This is a genomic window from Ectopseudomonas toyotomiensis (assembly GCF_017167985.1).
GTDB classification, from domain to species: Bacteria; Pseudomonadota; Gammaproteobacteria; order Pseudomonadales; family Pseudomonadaceae; genus Aquipseudomonas; species Aquipseudomonas toyotomiensis.
Genome location: NZ_CP070505.1, coordinates 19,538 through 39,283, shown reverse-complemented (window position 1 = coordinate 39,283; position 19,746 = coordinate 19,538). Strand labels below are relative to the sequence as shown.

At 58.6% G+C, this 19,746-nt stretch carries 14 protein-coding genes and 1 tRNA gene; all 15 read left to right on the top strand.

Going from position 1 to position 19,746, the window contains the following annotated elements; translation table 11 throughout:
* The first annotated feature begins 163 nt into the window (after window positions 1-163).
* The 15 genes from thrS (at window position 164) to JWV26_RS00070 (ending at window position 19,568) form a co-directional block, all read left to right on the top strand.
* The gene (gene thrS / locus JWV26_RS00140) at window positions 164-2,086 is read left to right on the top strand and encodes a threonine--tRNA ligase (RefSeq protein WP_072425546.1); all 1,923 of its coding nucleotides are present in this window, start codon (window positions 164-166) and stop codon (window positions 2,084-2,086) included.
* The gene (gene infC, locus JWV26_RS00135; protein WP_174892499.1) at window positions 2,086-2,637 is read left to right on the top strand and encodes a translation initiation factor IF-3; all 552 of its coding nucleotides are present in this window, start codon (window positions 2,086-2,088) and stop codon (window positions 2,635-2,637) included. The genes thrS and infC overlap by 1 nt, the downstream gene beginning before the upstream one ends.
* A gap of 60 nt (window positions 2,638-2,697) precedes the next feature.
* Entirely contained in the window at window positions 2,698-2,892 is a 195-nt protein-coding gene (rpmI, locus tag JWV26_RS00130; protein ID WP_003461222.1) for a 50S ribosomal protein L35, read from the top strand.
* Between the two features lie 29 nt (window positions 2,893-2,921).
* Window positions 2,922-3,278 carry a 50S ribosomal protein L20 gene (gene rplT / locus JWV26_RS00125; protein ID WP_003461224.1) on the top strand — a complete coding sequence of 119 codons (357 nt, stop codon included), beginning with the start codon at window positions 2,922-2,924 and terminating at the stop codon, window positions 3,276-3,278.
* A gap of 96 nt (window positions 3,279-3,374) precedes the next feature.
* Window positions 3,375-4,391, top strand: a complete 1,017-nt coding sequence (pheS, locus tag JWV26_RS00120; protein WP_003461226.1) for a phenylalanine--tRNA ligase subunit alpha — start codon at window positions 3,375-3,377, stop codon at window positions 4,389-4,391.
* A 176-nt stretch (window positions 4,392-4,567) separates the two neighbouring features.
* The gene (gene pheT, locus JWV26_RS00115) at window positions 4,568-6,946 is read left to right on the top strand and encodes a phenylalanine--tRNA ligase subunit beta (RefSeq protein ID WP_206418063.1); all 2,379 of its coding nucleotides are present in this window, start codon (window positions 4,568-4,570) and stop codon (window positions 6,944-6,946) included.
* 3 nt (window positions 6,947-6,949) lie between these two features.
* Window positions 6,950-7,252 carry an integration host factor subunit alpha gene (gene ihfA, locus JWV26_RS00110; protein WP_003243414.1) on the top strand — a complete coding sequence of 101 codons (303 nt, stop codon included), beginning with the start codon at window positions 6,950-6,952 and terminating at the stop codon, window positions 7,250-7,252.
* Complete coding sequence (locus tag JWV26_RS00105; RefSeq protein ID WP_013716019.1) at window positions 7,233-7,589, top strand: MerR family transcriptional regulator; 357 nt, start codon at window positions 7,233-7,235, stop codon at window positions 7,587-7,589. Before ihfA ends, JWV26_RS00105 begins: the two co-directional genes overlap by 20 nt.
* Window positions 7,590-7,664: 75 nt before the next feature.
* Window positions 7,665-7,741: transfer RNA gene (locus JWV26_RS00100), tRNA-Pro, on the top strand.
* A 362-nt stretch (window positions 7,742-8,103) separates the two neighbouring features.
* Window positions 8,104-10,803 carry a PAS domain-containing sensor histidine kinase gene (locus JWV26_RS00095; protein WP_206418062.1) on the top strand — a complete coding sequence of 900 codons (2,700 nt, stop codon included), beginning with the start codon at window positions 8,104-8,106 and terminating at the stop codon, window positions 10,801-10,803.
* Window positions 10,800-12,707: an ATP-binding protein gene (locus JWV26_RS00090; RefSeq protein ID WP_206418060.1), complete on the top strand. Its 1,908-nt coding sequence runs from the start codon at window positions 10,800-10,802 to the stop codon at window positions 12,705-12,707. The genes JWV26_RS00095 and JWV26_RS00090 overlap by 4 nt, the downstream gene beginning before the upstream one ends.
* Window positions 12,704-14,668 carry an ATP-binding protein gene (locus tag JWV26_RS00085; RefSeq protein ID WP_420890285.1) on the top strand — a complete coding sequence of 655 codons (1,965 nt, stop codon included), beginning with the start codon at window positions 12,704-12,706 and terminating at the stop codon, window positions 14,666-14,668. The genes JWV26_RS00090 and JWV26_RS00085 overlap by 4 nt, the downstream gene beginning before the upstream one ends.
* Window positions 14,665-17,535, top strand: a complete 2,871-nt coding sequence (locus tag JWV26_RS00080; protein ID WP_206418057.1) for a CHASE domain-containing protein — start codon at window positions 14,665-14,667, stop codon at window positions 17,533-17,535. The genes JWV26_RS00085 and JWV26_RS00080 overlap by 4 nt, the downstream gene beginning before the upstream one ends.
* Entirely contained in the window at window positions 17,528-17,914 is a 387-nt protein-coding gene (locus JWV26_RS00075) for a response regulator (RefSeq protein ID WP_206418056.1), read from the top strand. The genes JWV26_RS00080 and JWV26_RS00075 overlap by 8 nt, the downstream gene beginning before the upstream one ends.
* Window positions 17,907-19,568, top strand: a complete 1,662-nt coding sequence (locus JWV26_RS00070) for a diguanylate cyclase (protein ID WP_206418054.1) — start codon at window positions 17,907-17,909, stop codon at window positions 19,566-19,568. The genes JWV26_RS00075 and JWV26_RS00070 overlap by 8 nt, the downstream gene beginning before the upstream one ends.
* Window positions 19,569-19,746: the final 178 nt, after the last annotated feature.

Here is a 19,746-nt window from a genome sequence, read left to right as displayed (position 1 = left end):
CTTTCTGAAAGTATCCCCGCTCTTTACTTCCAGTGACTCTGGTTCGGACTGGTTGGCCTTCGGGCTCCTGCCATCGTTAGGTGGGCATACCGCTGAATCGCTTCCTGGCTCATCCCAACCCACGTGACCTTTGGTAGGGGTCACCACTAGGAGAGGAGGCGCCATGCCCATCATTACTCTTCCCGACGGCAGTCAACGTTCGTTCGATCATCCGGTATCTGTGCTGGAGGTCGCGCAATCCATTGGTGCAGGCCTGGCCAAAGCCACCCTGGCTGGCAAGGTGAACGGCAAGCAGGTCGATGCCTGTGACGTGATCGATGCCGATGCCACCTTGCAGATCATCACGCCGAAGGACGAAGAGGGGCTGGAAATCATCCGCCACTCCTGTGCTCACCTGGTTGGGCATGCCGTCAAGCAGCTGTATCCGAACGCCAAGATGGTGATCGGGCCGGTCATTGACGAAGGCTTCTATTACGACATCGCCATCGATCGTCCCTTCACGCCGGAAGACATGGCGGCCATCGAAAAGCGCATGGCCGAGCTGATCGACAAGGACTACGACGTCATCAAGAAGATGACGCCGCGTGACGAGGTCATCGAGCTGTTCAAGTCTCGTGGTGAGGAATACAAGCTGCGTCTGATCGACGACATGCCGGACGAAACGGCCATGGGTCTGTACTTCCATGAAGAATACGTCGACATGTGTCGCGGCCCGCACGTGCCGAACACGCGCTTCCTCAAGGCGTTCAAGCTGACCCGCATTTCCGGTGCCTACTGGCGTGGCGACTCGAAAAACGAGCAGCTGCAGCGTATCTATGGCACTGCCTGGGCGGACAAGAAGCAGCTGGCTGCCTATATCCAGCGTATTGAAGAGGCCGAGAAGCGCGATCACCGTCGTATCGGCAAGCAGTTGGATCTGTTCCACCTGCAGGAAGAGGCGCCGGGCATGGTCTTCTGGCATCCCAATGGCTGGACCGTCTACCAGGTGCTGGAGCAGTACATGCGCCAGGTGCAGCGTGAGAACGGCTACGTGGAAGTGCGCACGCCGCAGGTGGTCGATCGCATCCTCTGGGAGCGCTCTGGGCACTGGTCCAACTACGCCGAGAACATGTTCACCACGGCTTCGGAAAACCGCGACTACGCGGTCAAGCCGATGAACTGCCCGTGCCACGTGCAGATCTTCAATCAGGGCCTGAAGTCCTACCGCGACCTGCCGCTGCGCCTCGCCGAGTTCGGTGCTTGCCACCGCAATGAGCCGTCCGGCGCGCTGCACGGCATCATGCGCGTGCGTGGCTTCGTGCAGGACGATGCACACATCTTCTGCACCGAAGATCAGGTCAAGAAGGAAGCGGCCGATTTCATCAAGCTGACCCTGCAGGTCTACTCGGACTTCGGCTTCACCGATATCGCCATGAAGCTCTCGACCCGTCCTGCCAAGCGCGTGGGCTCCGACGAGCTGTGGGATCGCGCCGAAGGCGCGCTGGCCGAAGCGCTGAACGAATCCGGCCTGGCCTGGGAATATCAGCCGGGTGAGGGCGCCTTCTACGGTCCGAAGATCGAATTCACCCTGCGTGACTGCCTGGGGCGTAACTGGCAGTGCGGTACGCTGCAGTACGATCCGAACCTGCCTGAGCGCCTGGATGCCAGCTATATCGCCGAAGACAACAACCGCAAGCGTCCGGTCATGTTGCACCGCGCGATCCTCGGTTCGTTCGAGCGTTTCATCGGTATGCTGATCGAGCACTACGCCGGCTCCTTCCCAGCTTGGCTCGCTCCGACCCAGGCGGTGATCATGAATATCACCGACAAGCAGGCCGATTTTGCCCGTGAAGTCGAGAAAACTCTCAATCAAAGCGGTTTTCGTGCCAAGGTTGACTTGAGAAACGAAAAGATCGGCTTTAAAATCCGCGAGCATACCTTGCTCAAGGTTCCCTATCTCTTGGTTATTGGAGATCGGGAAGTCGAGACTCGATCCGTTGCTGTCCGTACCCGTGAAGGCGTCGATCTGGGCTCTCTGCCCATCGAGCAGTTCGCCGCACAGTTGCAGCAAGCGGTTTCCCGGCGTGGTCGCCAAGATTTGGAGTAATAACTATTAAGCGTGAAATGAGACAGGACAAGCGGGCCGCCCCTAAGGCGCCGATCAACGAAAACATCACCGCTCGTGAAGTGCGCCTGATTGGTGCAGACGGCGAGCAGGTCGGTATTGTTTCGATCGATGAGGCATTGCGCGTGGCTGAAGAAGCCAAGCTGGATCTGGTAGAGATCTCTGCTGACGCACTGCCGCCAGTTTGCCGCATCATGGACTACGGCAAGCACCTGTTTGAGAAGAAGAAGCAGGCTGCTCTCGCCAAGAAGAACCAGCACCAGCAGCAGATTAAAGAAATCAAGTTTCGTCCAGGGACGGAAGATGGGGATTACCAGGTAAAACTACGCAACCTGGTACGTTTCCTTGAAGATGGGGACAAGGCCAAGGTATCTCTGAGATTCCGCGGTCGTGAGATGGCTCACCAGGAACTGGGTATGGAGCTGTTGAAGCGGGTCGAAGCTGACCTCGCTGAAATCGGCACCGTAGAACAGCATCCTAAGCTGGAAGGACGCCAGCTGATGATGGTCATCGCACCCAAGAAGCGTAAATAATCTACCGGGCACTGGCAGGCCTGATGGTTATCAGTTGTTAATGAATGCGGAGTACAAAACATGCCAAAAATGAAAACCAAGAGCGGTGCTGCGAAGCGCTTCCTGAAGACTGCTACAGGCTTCAAGCACAAGCACGCTTTCAAGAGCCACATCCTGACCAAGATGTCCACGAAACGTAAGCGCCAGCTGCGTGGCAGCTCGCTGATCGGTCCGTCGGACAAAGCTAAAGTCGAGCGCATGCTGCGCGTTCGTTAATCGGTCAAGATACTTAGAGGTAATTACTCATGGCTCGTGTTAAGCGTGGCGTTATCGCTCGTGCTCGTCACAAAAAGATTCTGAAACTGGCTAAAGGCTACTACGGCGCTCGTTCGCGTGTATTCCGTGTTGCCAAGCAGGCTGTCATCAAGGCTGGTCAATATGCCTACCGTGACCGTCGTCAGAAAAAACGTCAGTTCCGCGCACTGTGGATCGCTCGTATCAACGCTGGTGCTCGCGTCAACGGTCTGTCCTACAGCCGTCTGATCGCTGGCCTGAAGAAAGCGTCGATCGAAATCGACCGTAAGGTTCTGGCTGATCTGGCAGTGAACGAAAAAGCGGCGTTTGCTGCGATTGTCGAGAAGGCCAAGGCCGTTCTGGCTTAAGTCCCCCGACAATCACCGGGCTCGCCCGGTGGCAACGTCAAAGATAGGGGAAGAGCCTTAACAGCTCTTCCCCTATTTCGTATCTGGAGTCTGTAAATGGAAAATCTGGATGCATTGGTCTCGCAAGCGCTCGAGGCCGTGCAACGAAGTGAAGATGTCAATGCCCTGGAACAGCTCCGGGTTCAGTACCTTGGCAAGAAAGGCGAACTGACCGCCCTGATGCAGACTCTGGGCAAGCTGTCGGCCGAAGAGCGGCCGCAGGCTGGCGCCCTGATCAACACTGCCAAGAATCAAGTGCAAGACGCCCTGAATGCCCGCAAATCCGTGCTTGAGCAGGCCTTGCTCGCCGAGAAGCTGGCGTCCGAGCGTATTGACGTTACCCTGCCTGGTCGTGGCCAGGCATCCGGTGGTCTGCACCCGGTCACTCGCACGCTCGAGCGTGTCGAGCAGTTCTTTACCCATATCGGCTACAGCGTGGCCGAGGGGCCGGAAGTCGAAGACGACTACCACAACTTCGAGGCGCTCAACATCCCTGGCCACCACCCGGCGCGGGCGATGCACGATACCTTCTATTTCAACGCGAACATGCTGTTGCGCACCCACACCTCGCCGGTTCAGGTGCGCACCATGGAATCGCAGCAGCCGCCGATCCGCATCGTCTGCCCCGGCCGTGTCTATCGCTGCGACTCCGATATCACCCACTCGCCGATGTTCCATCAGGTCGAAGGCCTGCTGGTCGACGAAGACATCAGCTTCGCCGACCTCAAGGGCACCATCGAGGAATTCCTCCGGGTGTTCTTCGAGAAACCGCTGGGTGTGCGTTTCCGTCCTTCCTTCTTCCCCTTCACCGAGCCGTCGGCCGAAGTCGACATGCAGTGCGTGATGTGTTCCGGCAAGGGCTGCCGCGTGTGCAAGCAGACCGGCTGGCTGGAAGTGATGGGCTGCGGCATGGTGCATCCGAACGTGCTGCGCATGAGCGGCATCGACCCGGAGAAATACTCCGGCTTCGCCTTCGGTATGGGTGTCGAGCGCCTGGCCATGCTGCGTTATGGCGTCAACGACTTGCGCCTGTTCTTCGATAACGACCTGCGGTTCCTAGCGCAATTTCGCTAGCAGCCACCCCTCGTGATCGAATTCATTTAGCGTGACAGTCGCGTAGCGACGCTTCCTTCAAATCCTTCTTCCTCGGGAGAAGGTGGCGCAAAGCGCCGGATGAGGGTGGGGTATGCAGCGTAGGCTTGCATGATGTGGGTGCCTACGCGGCATGCCCGTCAAGGAGAACAGACAACATGAAATTCAGTGAACAGTGGCTGCGCAATTGGGTGAATCCCGATGTATCCCGCGAGGATCTGGTCGCGCGCCTGTCCATGGTTGGCCTCGAAGTCGACGCCGTACAGCCGGTTGCCGGCGCCTTCAGTGGCATCGTGGTCGGTGAGATCCTCAGTGCCGAACAGCATCCGGACGCCGACAAGCTGCGTGTATGCCAGGTTAGCAATGGCAGCGAGACCTTCCAGGTCGTTTGCGGCGCGCCCAATGCCCGCGCCGGTATCAAGATTCCGTTCGCCATGATCGGCGCAGAACTGCCGGGCGACTTCAAGATCAAGAAGGCCAAGCTGCGTGGTGTGGAATCCCAGGGCATGCTGTGCTCGGCTTCCGAGCTGCAGATCAGCGAGGACAACAGTGGCCTGATGGAGCTGGCGGCCGATGCGCCGGTTGGCAGCGACATTCGCATCTACCTGCAACTGGACGATGCCAGCATCGAGATCGGCCTGACCCCCAACCGTGGTGACTGCTTGTCGCTCGCTGGCCTGGCTCGCGAAGTGGGGGCCATGTACAGCGCCGCCGTATCGCCAGTTGCTATCGAGGCCGTTGCGCCCGCGCATGACGAAGTGCGTCCGGTCGAGGTGCTCGCGCCCAAGGCGTGCCCGCGTTACCTCGGTCGCGTTGTGCGTAACGTTGACCTGTCCCGTCCGACCCCGCTGTGGATGGTCGAGCGGCTGCGTCGTTCCGATATTCGCAGTATCGATGCGGCGGTGGATATCACCAACTACGTGATGCTCGAGCTGGGCCAACCGATGCACGCCTTCGACCTCGCCGAGATTAATGGCGGCATTCGCGTGCGCATGGCGGAAGAGGGCGAAAAGCTGGTGCTGCTCGACGGTCAGGAAGTCAGCCTGCGTGCCGATACGCTGGTCATCGCTGATCACAGTCGCGCCCTGGCCATCGCTGGCGTGATGGGCGGTGAGCACAGCGGCGTGAGCGACAAGACTCGTGACCTGTTCCTGGAAAGTGCCTTCTTCGACAACATCGCCGTTGCCGGCAAGGCCCGCTCCTATGGCCTGCACACCGACTCTTCGCACCGCTTCGAGCGTGGTGTGGATTCGCAACTGGCGCGTCAGGCAATGGAGCGCGCGACTGCGCTGCTGCTGGAGATCGTTGGCGGCGAAGCCGGCCCGGTTATCGAAGTCAGCAGCGAGGCCGATCTGCCGAGCGTGGCGCCGATCACCCTGCGCGCCGAACGCATCAGCCAGATGCTGGGTATGGATATGGACAGCGCTGAAGTCGAGCGTCTGCTCACCGCGCTGGGTCTGGGTGTCAGCGCTCAGGGCTCCGGCCAGTGGCTGGTCAGCGTGCCCAGTCACCGCTTCGACATCAGCCTGGAAGTGGATCTGATCGAAGAGCTGGGCCGCCTGTACGGTTATAACCGCCTGCCGGTACGTTACCCGCAAGCTCGCCTGGCGCCGCAGGCCAAAGCCGAAGCGCGGGCTGAGCTGCCGGCGCTGCGTCGTCTGCTGGTCGCCCGTGGTTATCAGGAAGCGATCACCTACAGCTTCATCGACCCGAAGCTGTTCGAGCTGTTCACGCCTGGTGTAGAGCCGTTGCAGTTGGCCAACCCGATTTCTGCCGATATGGCCGCTATGCGTTCCTCGCTGTGGCCAGGGCTGGTCAAGGCGCTGCAGCACAACCTCAATCGTCAGCAGTCGCGCGTGCGTCTGTTCGAGAGCGGCCTGCGTTTTGTCGGTCAGCTGGAAGGTCTGCAGCAGGAAGCCATGCTCGCCGGCGTGATCACCGGCAGCCGTCTACCCGAAGGCTGGGCCAACAGCCGTGATAATGTCGACTTCTATGATCTGAAAGCCGATGTCGAGGCGCTGCTGGGTTATGCCGGTGCGGCCGATGCCTTCTGCTTCGTGCCTGGCGAGCATCCTGCTCTGCATCCGGGCCAGACCGCCCGTATCGAGCGGGAAGGGCGCCTGGTTGGCTTCATCGGTGCTCTGCATCCTGAACTCACCAAGACCCTGGGCATGGATCAGCCTGTGTTCCTCTTCGAGCTGGTGCTGGCCGAAGTGGCTGCTGGTCGCATGCCTGCATTCAGCGAGTTGTCGCGCTTCCCAGAAGTGCGTCGTGACCTGGCGCTGCTGGTCGACCGCGAGCAGCCGGCCGAGGCTGTGCTGGGCGCAATCCGTGAAACGGCAGGGGAATGGCTGACGGACCTCAAGCTATTTGACGTCTATCACGGTAAAGGCATTGATCCGCTTAGAAAAAGCCTTGCCGTCGGCTTGACCTGGCAACATCCATCGCGCACTCTTAATGACGATGAGGTGAGTACTACTACGCAAAATATCCTCACCTGCCTCGAACAAAGGTTCAACGCCACGTTAAGGAAGTAGCGTATGGGGGCTCTGACGAAAGCTGAAATGGCGGAACGTCTGTATGAAGAGCTCGGCCTGAACAAACGGGAAGCCAAGGAACTGGTGGAGCTGTTTTTTGAAGAGATCCGCCAGGCTCTTGAGCTGAACGAACAGGTCAAGCTGTCCGGGTTCGGCAACTTCGACTTGCGCGACAAGCGCCAGCGACCCGGCCGTAACCCGAAAACAGGGGAAGAGATTCCAATCACGGCTCGCCGTGTGGTCACTTTTCGTCCAGGGCAAAAATTGAAAGCCAGGGTCGAGGCCTATGCTGGAACCAAGTCATAACGACGAACTACCGGCAATTCCCGGCAAACGTTACTTCACCATTGGTGAGGTCAGTGAACTCTGCGCGGTCAAGCCCCACGTTCTACGTTACTGGGAACAGGAATTCCCACAGTTGAATCCGGTAAAGCGGCGGGGTAACCGTCGCTATTACCAGCGTCAGGATGTGCTGATGATTCGGCAGATTCGTGCACTCCTGTACGATCAAGGCTTCACCATCGGTGGCGCACGTCAGCGCCTTTCTGGTGACGAAGCCAAGGACGACACTACTCAGTATCGTCAGCTGATCAAACAGATGATTGCCGAGCTCGAGGATGTTTTGCATGTACTGAAGAAGTAAGGCCAAGAAAAAGTTGCCTTATTTCAAAAGCTTAATGTATAGTTCCTCCCGCTTTCGGTCACCCGGAAGCATCGTCGGGGCGTAGCGCAGCCCGGTAGCGCACTTGCATGGGGTGCAAGGGGTCGAGTGTTCGAATCACTCCGTCCCGACCAAAAAACCCTAGAAAATCCAGTCACTTAGCGGTGACTGGATTTTTTTATGGGCGATGGTTTTGGGCGAAACTCAAAAAGCTGTTTCTGGTGACCGTTTGGTGACCGTTTGTGCTGAGCTCGCTTTCGAGGGTGGCGGATCCCTGAGCTCTCTGACGGTTTGCACTGGGATTGATCACAGACTGCGTTCTACCTCAGCCTCTTTGACAGCTGGGGCGCGATAGGTAGATAACGGCCAAAAGCAGTCACTTGTTGCGAAGATTCGCCGTCAGCTTGCGCCCGCAATTAAGGCAGGCTCACCTGACGATTTTCTCGCAAGGTTCATCTAATCTAACTGACTGTATCTGCCAGCAGTAGGGCTTTGAATGCGCGACACTTCTAACCAGAAGCGAACTGAAGCAGCCTTGTGGGAGCAAGCAGAGCGCCTCAAAAGTATCATCGACGGAACTAACATCGGTACGTGGGAGTGGAACGTTCAGACCGGGGAAACCACCTTCAATGAACGCTGGGCGGAGATCATCGGCTACCGCCTTGAAGAACTGGCCCCCGTCGACATCAACACCTGGTTGAACCACGCCCATCCCGATGACCTCACCGAGTCAGGCGCCCGCCTGGAGCGCCACTTCAGGGGCGAAACGCCCTTTTATGACTTTCAGTGCCGTATGCGCCACAAGTCGGGGCGCTGGGTGTGGGTGCATGACCGCGGGCGGGTAGTCAGCTGGACCGCTGATGGCAAGCCCTTGATGATGTATGGCACCCATGCCGACATCACCGGGATGCGCGAGCAGCAGGATGAGGCCCATCGAACCAGCGCCCAACTACAGGCCATTCTCGACTCTGCAACCGGCGTCAGCGTCATCGCCACCAACCCTGATGGGCTGATTACGCTGTTCAACCGGGGCGCGCAACGCCTGCTGGGCTATCAGGCAGAGGAAGTGGTTGGTTTCCAGACCCCGGCGTTAATCCACCTGGGGGATGAGGTGGAGCAACGAGGTCGCGAGCTTTCACAGCTCGTAGGTCGCGAGATCAGTGGTTTCGAGGTTTTCGTCCATCTGGCGCGGCAGGGAGAGCCCGAAACGCGGCAATGGACCTATGTGCACAAGGATGGCACTCGGCGCAGAGTGAACCTGACGGTAAGTGCCATATTCGACAGGCAGGGCACGCTATCCGGTTTTCTGGGCATTGCTAGTGACATATCTGAATTGGAGTCCACCACTAGAGCGTTGCAGGAGAGCGAAAATCGTTTCCGGGGACTGGTGGCCAACCTGCCCGGTGTCGTCTATCGCTGTGAGAGCGATGCCAATTGGACTATGCGTTACATGAGTGATGAAGTCGCTTCTCTGACCGGTTTTCCGGCCAGTGACTTCATTGATAACCGTGTACGCAGCTTTTCCAGTGTCGTGCACCCTGATGACCTGCACATCACCTACCAGTCCGTCGCGGCCATTGAGCGACATGAAAAATTTGAGCTCACCTACCGGCTTAAGCATGTAGACGGTCACAGCGTCTGGGTGAGGGAGCAAGGCCGGGGTGAATACGGCGCTAACGGCGAGCTGCTCTGGGTGTCCGGTTTCATCTGGGATATCAGCGACCGCAAGGCAGCCGAGGACGCACTGCGCGTCAGCGAGCGGCGCTTCAGTGGTGCATTTAATACCGCTCCGCAGGGCATGGCCATCGTCGACCTTGACGGGCGCTGGATGGAGGTCAATGACGCCCTCTGTCGCATGCTGGGTTACAGCCGTGAAGAGTTACTGCAACTCGACTTTCAGCACATTACCCATCCCGATGACCTGGCCAAGGATTTGGCACTTCTGCAAAAGCTTCTGGAGGGCGTGATCGCCGACTACCAACTGGAGAAGCGTTACATCGACAAGCGCGGCAACGTGCTGTGGATTCTGCTCAGTGTTTCATTGGTACGCGACGCTCTGGGGGTACCCCTGCACTTCGTGTCACAGATTCAGGACATTACGGATCGCTTCGAGGCCGAGAAACGCCTGCGGGAACGTGAAGAATACCTCAGCACCCTGCTGGACAACGTCATCGATGCCATCGTGACCATCGATGAGAGCGGGTTGATTGAAACCTTCAACCCGGCTGCCGAGCGAATTTTCGGTTACGCGAAAGCAGACGTGACAGGGCAGAACGTTGAATTGCTGTTACCCGAGCACTACCGCGATCAGCATGATGAGTTCCTATTGGCCTACCGCGAGAGTGGCGTGCCACGCATGCTGGGTAAGGCCTTGGAATTGCCTGGACTGCGGCGCAATGGCGAGCTGTTCACCATGGAGCTCGCGGTGTCGCAGATCACCCTGCAGGGTCAGCGTCGCTTTATCGCCGTAGTCCGCGACGTCAGCGAGCGCAAGCGAATCGAGCGAATGAAGAATGAGTTCGTCTCCACCGTCAGCCACGAGTTGCGCACACCACTCACCTCAATTGCCGGGGCGCTAGGTCTGATCAATGGCGGGGCGCTGGGCGAGGTCCCTGCACAGATGGGGGAAATGTTGCGTATCGCCCAGAGTAACAGCCAGCGCTTGTCAGGTTTGATCAATGACCTGCTGGACATGGACAAGCTCGTGGCCGGCAAAATGACGCTTGATCTGCACAGGCTAAAACTCTGGCCGCTGCTGGCGACGGCCGTCGAACAGAACCAGCCCTATGCCACGCAGCATTCGGTGACTCTACATTTGAAGCCGCCGCCGCTGGATGTCGAGGTACGGGTAGACAGGCAGCGCTTTGATCAGATCATGGCCAACCTGCTCTCCAATGCGGCCAAGTTCTCTGCGCCGGGCGCTGATGTTGAGGTTTCTGCAGCCCTGGCCGATGCGCGGGTGCGCATCAGCGTGCGTGACTTTGGCATGGGCATCCCTGAGGCCTTTCGCGCGCGCATCTTCGGCAAGTTCTCACAGGCTGATGCCACGGATACCCGGCAGAAAGGCGGAACAGGCCTGGGGCTGGCGATCACCAAGGAACTGATTGAACGCATGGCGGGAGCCATCGGCTTTGAATCCGTCGAGGGTCAGGGCACGGTCTTCTGGGTGGAGCTGCCCGTGGAGCAAACGCCTTGATCCGGCCCAGCCACACCCCAAGCGTCATTACCTGGATATGGCTTCTGGCGACACTGCTGCTCATGGGCGGCCTGGTGGAGCTTGGGCTGTGGCGCTACAACCAGTACAGGGATCAGGAAGAGCAGCGTTTTCTACGTGCCCAGGGCTACGAAATGAGGGCGGTTCTGCTGGCCGAACTCAATGCCACGCTGCACCTCGCCAGCGGCTTGGCCAGTTACATACCGGCCAAGCAGGGCCGCCTGGACGCGACCGAACTGCAACCCTGGCTGCGTGGACTGTTCACCCAGGGACGCTATATCCGCAATATCGGCTTGGCGCCGGATAACCGGATTGCTTACCTCTACCCGCTTGCAGGAAACGAGTCCGCGCTGGGGCTTTACTACCCCGACCTTGCCGAGCAGTGGCCGCAGGTTCAGCAGATCATCGCAAACAGGGCGCCGCAGCTGGATGGCCCCCTGAATCTGGTGCAGGGCGGCAGGGGGCTTGTCTACAGGGTGCCGGTGTATTTGCAGGATCAACGCTACTGGGGGCTGATCAGCACGGTGATTGATTACGACCGGCTCATGGCTTACCTGGATGCCTTGGCGCGCCAGCGTGATCTCGCGATTGCCCTGCTACCCTTCGATGCCCCGCCAGCAGCCTCGGACGGCAAGGTTCGCCTGCCGGTATCGCTGGCCGGAGCGCAATGGCAACTGCAGGTTTCGAGTACATCTCAGCCGCTGGTTGCTTTGACCCTGGCCAGGGCTTTGGGCTGGAGCTTGGCCCTGCTCATCACCTGTCTGGCGGCCTGGATGATGCATCTGCACCGTCGCAGAGCAAGCCTGGCCCAGGCGCTGAGCAGGAGTCAGCAGGACTTCATGCGAGCCTTCGACCTGGCTCCGCAAGGAATGGCAATGCTCAACGCCTCGGGGCATCTGCTGGAAGCCAACCAGGCGCTGCGCCAACTTCTCAAGCGCAGCCACAAGGAGTTGGTCGGCGCGGTACTGGCTGATTTCTGCCTGCCGAGTGACCGTGAACTGTTGCGCCAACACCTCGCCCAAGAGTCCGGACAGGCGCGGCTGGGCTGGTGGATACGGCTACTGGATGCAGAGCAGAACCCTGTCGACGTCGAATGCAGTGCCTCCTGGCTTGGGCAATCGGTGACTGGCGAGGCACTGTGCATACTGCATATTCAGGACATCACCGAGCGTTTACGTCTGCAGCAGATGCAACGCGAGTTCATTGCCAGTGTCAGCCATGAACTGCGCACGCCACTGACTTCCATTGCAGGCTCCCTCGGCTTGATCAATGGGGGGGCTCTGGGCGAGGTGCCACAAGCGATGCAGGCACTGCTGCAAATCGCTCAGTCCAACAGTTCGCGCTTGCATGAGCTGATCAACGATCTGCTGGATATGGAAAAACTGATGGCCGGGAAAATGCGTTACGACATCTCCGAGCAACCCATCTGGCCGCTGCTTGAGGATGCCATCACGCACAACCAGCCTTATGCTGATCAATATCAGGTTGCGCTTGAGCTGGTCGGCCATCCTCTAGAGGTCAACGTCGCCTTCGATAGTCAGCGTCTGGCGCAAGTCCTGGCCAACCTTATTTCCAACGCGGCCAAGTTTTCCCCGCCCGGATCAGTCGTAACTCTCAAAGCAAATGTCGATCACGACTGGCTGAGGGTTAGTGTCAGGGACCGTGGTATTGGTATTAAGGACGAATTCAAGAGCCGGATATTCAGCCGGTTTTCTCAAGCGGATGCGGGCGATGCCCGACAGAAGGGTGGCACCGGACTGGGACTGGCCATCTGCAAGGAACTCATCGAAGCCATGTCGGGACGCATTGGTTACGAATCACGGGAACACTTGGGCAGCACCTTCTGGTTTGAGCTGCCCATTGCCAATCAGGCGGTCAAAGCATGACGACGCACAAGTCTCCAGGGCATCCACCTACACCGTCGAATGAAAGTAGTCGCCTCGCCGCCCTGCTCAGATTTGAGCTGCTTGATACGCCTGCCGAGGCCATGTTCGACAACATCACGGCGCTGGCGGCGCAGATCTGCGAAACCCCTATTGCGCTGATCTCGTTGGTCGATGCCGAGCGTCAGTGGTTCAAGAGTCGGCAGGGGCTGGACGCCCGTGAAACGCCGCGAGAGCTGGCGTTCTGTGCGCATGCCATCAACGGCGAAACCTTGTTCGAAGTGGAAAATGCCCTACTGGATCCACGCTTCAGGGACAACCCGCTGGTGACCGGCGCTCCGGATATTCGCTTTTATGCGGGCATGCCACTGGCTGACGGCGAGGGCCATAACCTGGGCACCCTGTGTGTGATTGATCGCCAGCCACGGCAACTCAATGCGCAACAGAAGGCAGCGCTCGGTCTGCTCGCGCAGCAGACTATCCACTTGTTCGAGCTGCGCTTGCAGACGCACCGTCAGCGTGAGCAGGCGGCGCTGCACAAGGCGATTCTGAGCAGTGTGGGGACTGCGGTGCTGGTCACCGACATGGAGGGCGTGATCCGCCAGGCCAGTCCGGGCGTGCGTCCTCTGCTGGGCTATGAGGCGGATGCCCTGAGTGGCCATAGCCTGCAACTGGTGCTACCGGATGAAGATCGTCAGCTGCGCCATGATCCTGCCAGCCCTTCCTTTAACGGCAGTCATGGACAGACCAGCCTGCATGAGTTGAGTGCCCGGCATCGCAAGGGGCAGCGTATTCCCGTGCTGTTCAGCCTGACGCCGATAGCCATGGATGGCGGTGCGCAGCTGGGCTATCTGTGCATCCTCAATGACCTGAGCTACCGCGAGGAAGCCCTGCAGCGCCTGCGGCACATCGCCGAGCAACTTCCCGGTGTGGTCTACCAGTTCCAGCTGTATTCCGACGGTCGCAGTTGCTTCCCCTATGCCAGCGAGGGGCTACGGGATGTTTACGGACTGCAGCCCGAAGAGGTGCGAGAAGACGCGAGCAGCGTTTTCGCGCGTATTCACCCGGATGATCTTCTCGCCGTGACCGCCAGCATTCAGACGTCAGCGGAACACCTGAGCGTCTGGCACCGAGAGTACCGTTTCCTGCATCCCATAAAGGGCCTCATCTGGCTGGAAGGTCGGGCTATGCCACAGCCGCGTGCCGACGACAGCATTCTCTGGCATGGCTTCATCACCGATATCACTCAGCGAAAACACCTGGAGCAGATGAAAAACGAGTTTGTCTCGACCGTCAGCCACGAGCTGCGCACGCCCCTTACTTCCATTGCGGGCTCGCTGGGGCTGATCAACGGTGAGGCATTGGGTCCTGTACCGAATGCAATGCGAGAGATGCTGTTGATTGCCCAAAGCAATACCCAGCGTCTGCGCCATCTGATTGATGATCTGCTGGACATGGACAAGTTGCTCGCGGGCAAGATGAGCTTTATTCCGCAACAACTGGAGCTCGACAGCTTTCTCGCCGAGTGTGCCAGCAACCACCAGGGGTTCGCCCGTCAGCATGAGGTGCAGCTCAGCTACATCGGTGGGCCGGCAGTGCAGGTCATGGCGGACCCTCTGCGCTTGCAGCAGGTGCTGAGCAATCTGCTGTCCAATGCGCTGAAATTCTCGCCAGCTGGAGGCCAGGTGCTGCTCTCAGGTCAATCACTAGATGGGCAGATCAGGGTTTCGGTGGTGGATCAGGGGCCGGGCATTCCTGCCGAGTTTGCCGATCGGCTTTTCGAGAAGTTCGCCCAGGCCGATGCCAGTGACCGCCGGCAGAAAGGCGGCACCGGGCTGGGCCTGGCCATCAGCAAGGAGCTGATGGAGCGCATGGGCGGTGCCATTGGCTTTTATTCGCGCCCGGAGGGCGGCACTGTTTTCTGGATTGAGCTACCAGCTCCACGTCAGGATGAAACGCAATGACGATACTTGAACATGCGGTGGCCAAAGGACCCAGGTGGATGCCTTTCGTGGTGCTGTTGTGCGGCTTGCTGACCACGCTGGGGGCCTGGTATGCGCTGTGCACCATCCAGGAGAAAGCTGCAACTGAGGAGCTCCAGCAACTGGGCGATGAGGTGCTGGAGGCGATCGAGAAGCGCATGAGCAACCATCGCCAGATACTCCTGGGGGCGGCAGGCCTGTTTGACGCCAGCGCCGACGTCAGCCGGGACGATTGGCGGCGCTATGTCCAACGCCTGGATCTGGAGTCCAACTATCCGGGCATTCTCGGGCTTGGTTACAGCCAGGCCGTGCAGCCAGATCAGTTGCATGCGTTTGAGCAGAGCGTGCGCCAGGAAGGCTTTGCCGAGTTCGCCATCAAGCCGGCTGGCAAGCGCGACTTGTATACCTCGATCACCTATCTGGAGCCCTTTTCGGGGCGCAACCTGGCGGCGTTTGGCTATGACATGTTTTCCGAGCCCACGCGGCGAGCCGCGATGGTCAGGGCAGCGGAAACCGGCCTTGCCCAGCTGAGCAGCAAGGTCACGCTCCTCCAGGAGAATAACGGGCCGGTGCAAGCGGGCTTGCTGATGTACGTACCCGTCTATCAGCCGGGGGCTCAGCTGGATTCAAGCGCCGAACGCTGGGCGGCGTTACGCGGTTTCGTGTATAGCCCCTACCGCGTGACCGACCTGATGAATGCCCTGCTCGACAGCCGGGATGTGCAGATCGACTTCGCCCTCTACACTGGCGCGACAGCCTCTGCTGAACAGCGGATTTTCCTCAGCCACCCGCGCCTTGAAACGGCAGGCGAGCCTTCACGCACCCAGTTGCTGGAGCTGTTTGGCCAGCCCGTCTATGTAAGCTTCTATGCGCAGCCTGATTTCTACGAGCGCTTCCAGCAAGGCCAGGGGCTCTTGCTGGGCCTGGGCGGTGTGATCAGCCTGCTGCTGTTCCTTCTGACCCAGGTGCTTGCCAACGGCCAGCAACGGGCCATCGCCCTGGCCAGCGACATGACGTCCCAGCTGCGCCACAGCGAGGCAAGACTCCAGCGCGTCTTGCAGGGGGGGCATGATGGCTGGTGGGACCAGGACATCGAGGCGGGTCGCTTCTTTGCCTCGGCGCATACCTGGCGGATGCTCGGATATCCCGACCAGGGGCCTCAGCCGCCCCTCAAGGACCTTCTGCAGCTGGTTCACGCTGACGATGTCGCCGCGCTGCGTGAGCAACTCGTGGCCCCCGCAGGAGTCATGGAGCATTACCTCAATCACGAATGCCGGTTGATACGCCAGGATGGCCAGCCACTCCACGTGCTGCTGCGCGCACTGATTCAATGCTCGCCTGAGGGCCGCATGCTCAGTGCCAGCGGCACTGCGATGGATCTCACCGAGCAGAAGCGCATTGAACAGCTCAAGAATGATTTTGTATCGACGGTCAGCCATGAGCTGCGTACGCCGCTGACCTCGATTTCAGGCTCTTTGGGCTTGGTCACCGGCGGCGCGCTTGGCGCCGTACCGGACAGCATGCGACCCATGCTGGAAATCGCCCAGCAGAATAGTCAGCGGCTATGCCACCTGATCAATGATCTTCTGGACATGGACAAACTCGCCGCCGGGAAGCTCAGTTTCGAGTTCACCAACCTCGAGTTGGGTCAGCAACTCAATGAAGCCCTTCTCAGCAATGCCTCCTATGCTGAGCAACATCAGGTGCAGCTGGCGCTTGATCCCATGCCTCCTGTCAAGGTGCGTGCCGATGCGCTTCGGCTGCAACAGGTGCTCGCCAATTACTTGTCAAACGCCATCAAGTTCTCTCCTTCCGGCGCTTCGGTGCGGCTGCACAGTACGCTTAGAGATGGGCGCGTCAGAGTAAGCGTCACAGACAGTGGGCGGGGCATCCCGGAGCATTTCCACCCACACATCTTCCAGAAGTTCTCCCAGGCAGACAGCAGTGATCAACGGCAAAAGGGCGGCACCGGACTTGGCCTGGCGATAACCAAAGAACTTATTGAGCGTATGGGTGGCCAGGTGGGCTTTGATTCTCTTGAGGGCCAAGGCAGCACGTTTTGGTTCGAGCTGCCGGTGCTGGTCGAGAACCATCCACTCACTGATATTCAGCGTCCAACCATCCTGGTGGTGGAGGATGAGCCTGACGTAGCCCGGCTGCTCCAGCTAATGCTTGAGGGCGGTGGTTATCAGGCAGCACTGGCTGATAACCTGGCTGAGGCGAGGCATATCCTGGCAACGCGCGAAGTGGCCGCCGTAACCTTGGACTTACGCCTGCCTGACGGCCACGGTTTTGAGATCCTGTTGGAAATTCAGCGTGTACTGCGCAAGAAGGATTTACCCGTCATTGTCATCTCCGCGGCAGCCGAGCAAGGGCAACTTAATCTCCAGGGGGGTATGCACATTGTTGACTGGCTGGATAAACCCATCGACCCGCATCGACTACTGAGCGGCCTGCGTCGTGCACTCGGCAGCACGCGGGGACAGCCTCGCATTCTGCATATCGAGGATGATCCTGATCTGCGCATGGTTGTTGCCGAGCAGGCTAGAAGCCTGGCTGCGTGCGAGGGGGCCGGCAATCTCATGGAGGCCCGGCAGCAGTTGGCATCTAGCTCATGGGATCTGGTGCTGCTTGACCTGCACCTGCCAGATGGTGATGGCTTCACTCTCATTGAGGAGATTCATCAGGCCCATCCAGGACTACCGATAGTGGTACTGTCTTCGACAGAGCTTTCGACGGAACAGCTGAGTTTTGTCGAGGCAGCATTGGCCAAATCCCGAACAGAGCCACAGGCATTCCTGGATGTGCTCGCTCGCCTACTACCGACCAAAGGGGATGATCATGCCTGAGCTGAAGCGCATATTGCATGTGGAGGACGACCCCTCCATTCAGGCTGTGGCCAAAGTCGCCCTGGAGGCTGTCGGCGGATTCGAGGTGCTGAGTTGCAGCAGCGGTCAGGACGCCATCGATAGAGTGGCAGGTTTTGCGCCGGATTTTATTCTGCTGGATGTCATGATGCCCGGAATGGATGGCCCGCAGACGCTTGAGCAATTGGTCAACCTGGTGGACATCAACGTTGTCCCTGTCGCCTTTATGACTGCCAAGGTACAGCCTGCAGAGGTCGAACATTACCTGAGCCTCGGCGCACGTGACGTAATCATAAAACCCTTCGATCCGATGCAGTTGGCAAGTCAGATACGTGCCATTTGGAGCCGCTCGAATGGATAGACAGAAGCAGTTGGCTGACCTGCAAGCTCAGTTACAGCTGTTGGGCGAGCAGTTTGCACAGCGCCTCAAGGAAGAGCTGCCGCAGCTGGCAGATAGGGCGCAGCAGTTGCAGCGTTCCTCTGATCCAACAGAGCAGCTTGAGCACCTACAGGATCTGCGCAACCAGCTGCATAAGCTAGCGGGGAGTGCAGGTACCTTCGGCTTCAAGGAGCTGGGAGATCAAGCTCGATTGCTTGAGCAGCACTCGCAGCAATGGCTCAGCAGTCTAGAGTTGCAGCGCAAGGGATTGGACACTTTTGTTGATGATATCCAGGCACTGGCGTGCACTTCAGATCTAGCAGTAAGGGTGAATCCTGCTCCCGCCCCTATCGAGCTGCCGCGCAGCAGCGCCCCGAACGAAGGCTCCCGTCTCATCTACATCCTCGAGGATGAAGAAAGTGTGGGTGAGAGCATCCGTCGAACGCTCTCGACGTTCGGCTATCAAGCTCGCCACTTTATCTGCACTACCGAACTTGATGAGGCGATAGCGCGGCAGAGTCCTGATGCTTTGATTGTCGACGTCAATCTCGGCACCGCTCAGCAGAGCGGATTGGAGTACGCGTCCTCACTGCGTGCTCGTCTCCCGCAGGTGCCTCCGTTGCTGGTGCTGACGACGCAGGATGACTTCGATACTCAGCTACAGGCTGCACGCCTTGGTGCCGTCGGTTTTTTCAGCAAACCTGTTGATGTGGCCAAGCTTGAGAGTCGCCTTGAGAGGTGTTTCGCCCAACAAGGGGGGACTCCCTATCGAGTGTTGATCGTTGATGATGACTATGAGTTGGCCAATCACTATCGCTTGGTGCTGAGCGCGGCAAATATGCTGGTTGAGGTAGTCAATGAGCCGAGCCAGCTACTTGAGACCATTGCTCAATTCAGTCCAGAGGTTCTGCTGCTGGATTTGAATATACCCGGCTGCTCGGGACCCGAGCTTGCCCAGATGATCCGCTTCAACGATGACTGGATCCGAATACCGATCATCTATCTTTCGGCCGAAACCGATATCGGCTTGCAAATGAGTGCCTTGCTTAAGGCGGGCGATGACTTCGTCACCAAGCCCATATCCGATAAGAGCCTTATCGCTACAGTGTTTGCCAGGGCACAGAGGGCAAGACTACTCAGCAATGCGTTATCACGAGACAGCCTGACGGGGCTGCTGAAGCATGCGGATATCAAGGAGCAGGTTGCGGTAGAGCAGGAGCGCGCAATGCGTACAGGCAAGCCTGTAAGCGTGGTAATGCTGGATATTGACCATTTCAAGAACGTCAACGATTCATACGGTCATGGTATTGGTGACAACGTGATTCGGGCGCTCGCTAATCTGCTCAGGCAAAGACTCCGCAGAGTCGACGTTATTGGTCGCTACGGTGGCGAAGAATTCCTGGCAGTGCTGCCCGAGTGCGGTGGAGCTCAAGCAGTACAGATACTGGACCAAATTCGTCAGCAGTTCTCGCAAATAAGCTTCTCCAGTGAGATGGGAGATTTCAGTGTCAGCTTAAGTGCAGGCATAGCATCGTGTGCTGAGCTGGAAGCCAGTGCGCTTATCGACGCTGCCGATAAGGCACTCTACGCTGCAAAAAATACGGGGCGGAATAGGGTATGTTTGGCTGAGATATAAATTTCAGGCTTCTTAATTGGATAGCTAAGCAAGGGGCAATTCAGAGAGCCTGAAACGCCTTGCGGGCATAAGTTGAGGTATCCACTTGCATCGAGAGGCGTTTCAGTATGAGTGGGGGGGATCGACCTTAACTTCGTAGACATCTTCGCCCGTCGTAAAGGGACGATAACAGCCTGAT

What these genes read in the sequence shown, in the direction of transcription:
- JWV26_RS00095 (WP_206418062.1), top strand. Translation starts at nt 8,104, where the DNA reads ATGCGCGACACTTCTAACCAGAAGCGAACTGAAGCAGCCTTGTGGGAG.
- JWV26_RS00075 (WP_206418056.1), top strand. Translation starts at nt 17,528, where the DNA reads ATGCCTGAGCTGAAGCGCATATTGCATGTGGAGGACGACCCCTCCATT.
- pheT (WP_206418063.1), top strand. Translation starts at nt 4,568, where the DNA reads ATGAAATTCAGTGAACAGTGGCTGCGCAATTGGGTGAATCCCGATGTA.
- thrS (WP_072425546.1), top strand. Translation starts at nt 164, where the DNA reads ATGCCCATCATTACTCTTCCCGACGGCAGTCAACGTTCGTTCGATCAT.
- JWV26_RS00070 (WP_206418054.1), top strand. Translation starts at nt 17,907, where the DNA reads ATGGATAGACAGAAGCAGTTGGCTGACCTGCAAGCTCAGTTACAGCTG.
- JWV26_RS00105 (WP_013716019.1), top strand. Translation starts at nt 7,233, where the DNA reads ATGCTGGAACCAAGTCATAACGACGAACTACCGGCAATTCCCGGCAAA.
- rplT (WP_003461224.1), top strand. Translation starts at nt 2,922, where the DNA reads ATGGCTCGTGTTAAGCGTGGCGTTATCGCTCGTGCTCGTCACAAAAAG.
- JWV26_RS00080 (WP_206418057.1), top strand. Translation starts at nt 14,665, where the DNA reads ATGACGATACTTGAACATGCGGTGGCCAAAGGACCCAGGTGGATGCCT.
- pheS (WP_003461226.1), top strand. Translation starts at nt 3,375, where the DNA reads ATGGAAAATCTGGATGCATTGGTCTCGCAAGCGCTCGAGGCCGTGCAA.
- rpmI (WP_003461222.1), top strand. Translation starts at nt 2,698, where the DNA reads ATGCCAAAAATGAAAACCAAGAGCGGTGCTGCGAAGCGCTTCCTGAAG.
- ihfA (WP_003243414.1), top strand. Translation starts at nt 6,950, where the DNA reads ATGGGGGCTCTGACGAAAGCTGAAATGGCGGAACGTCTGTATGAAGAG.
- JWV26_RS00085 (WP_420890285.1), top strand. Translation starts at nt 12,704, where the DNA reads ATGACGACGCACAAGTCTCCAGGGCATCCACCTACACCGTCGAATGAA.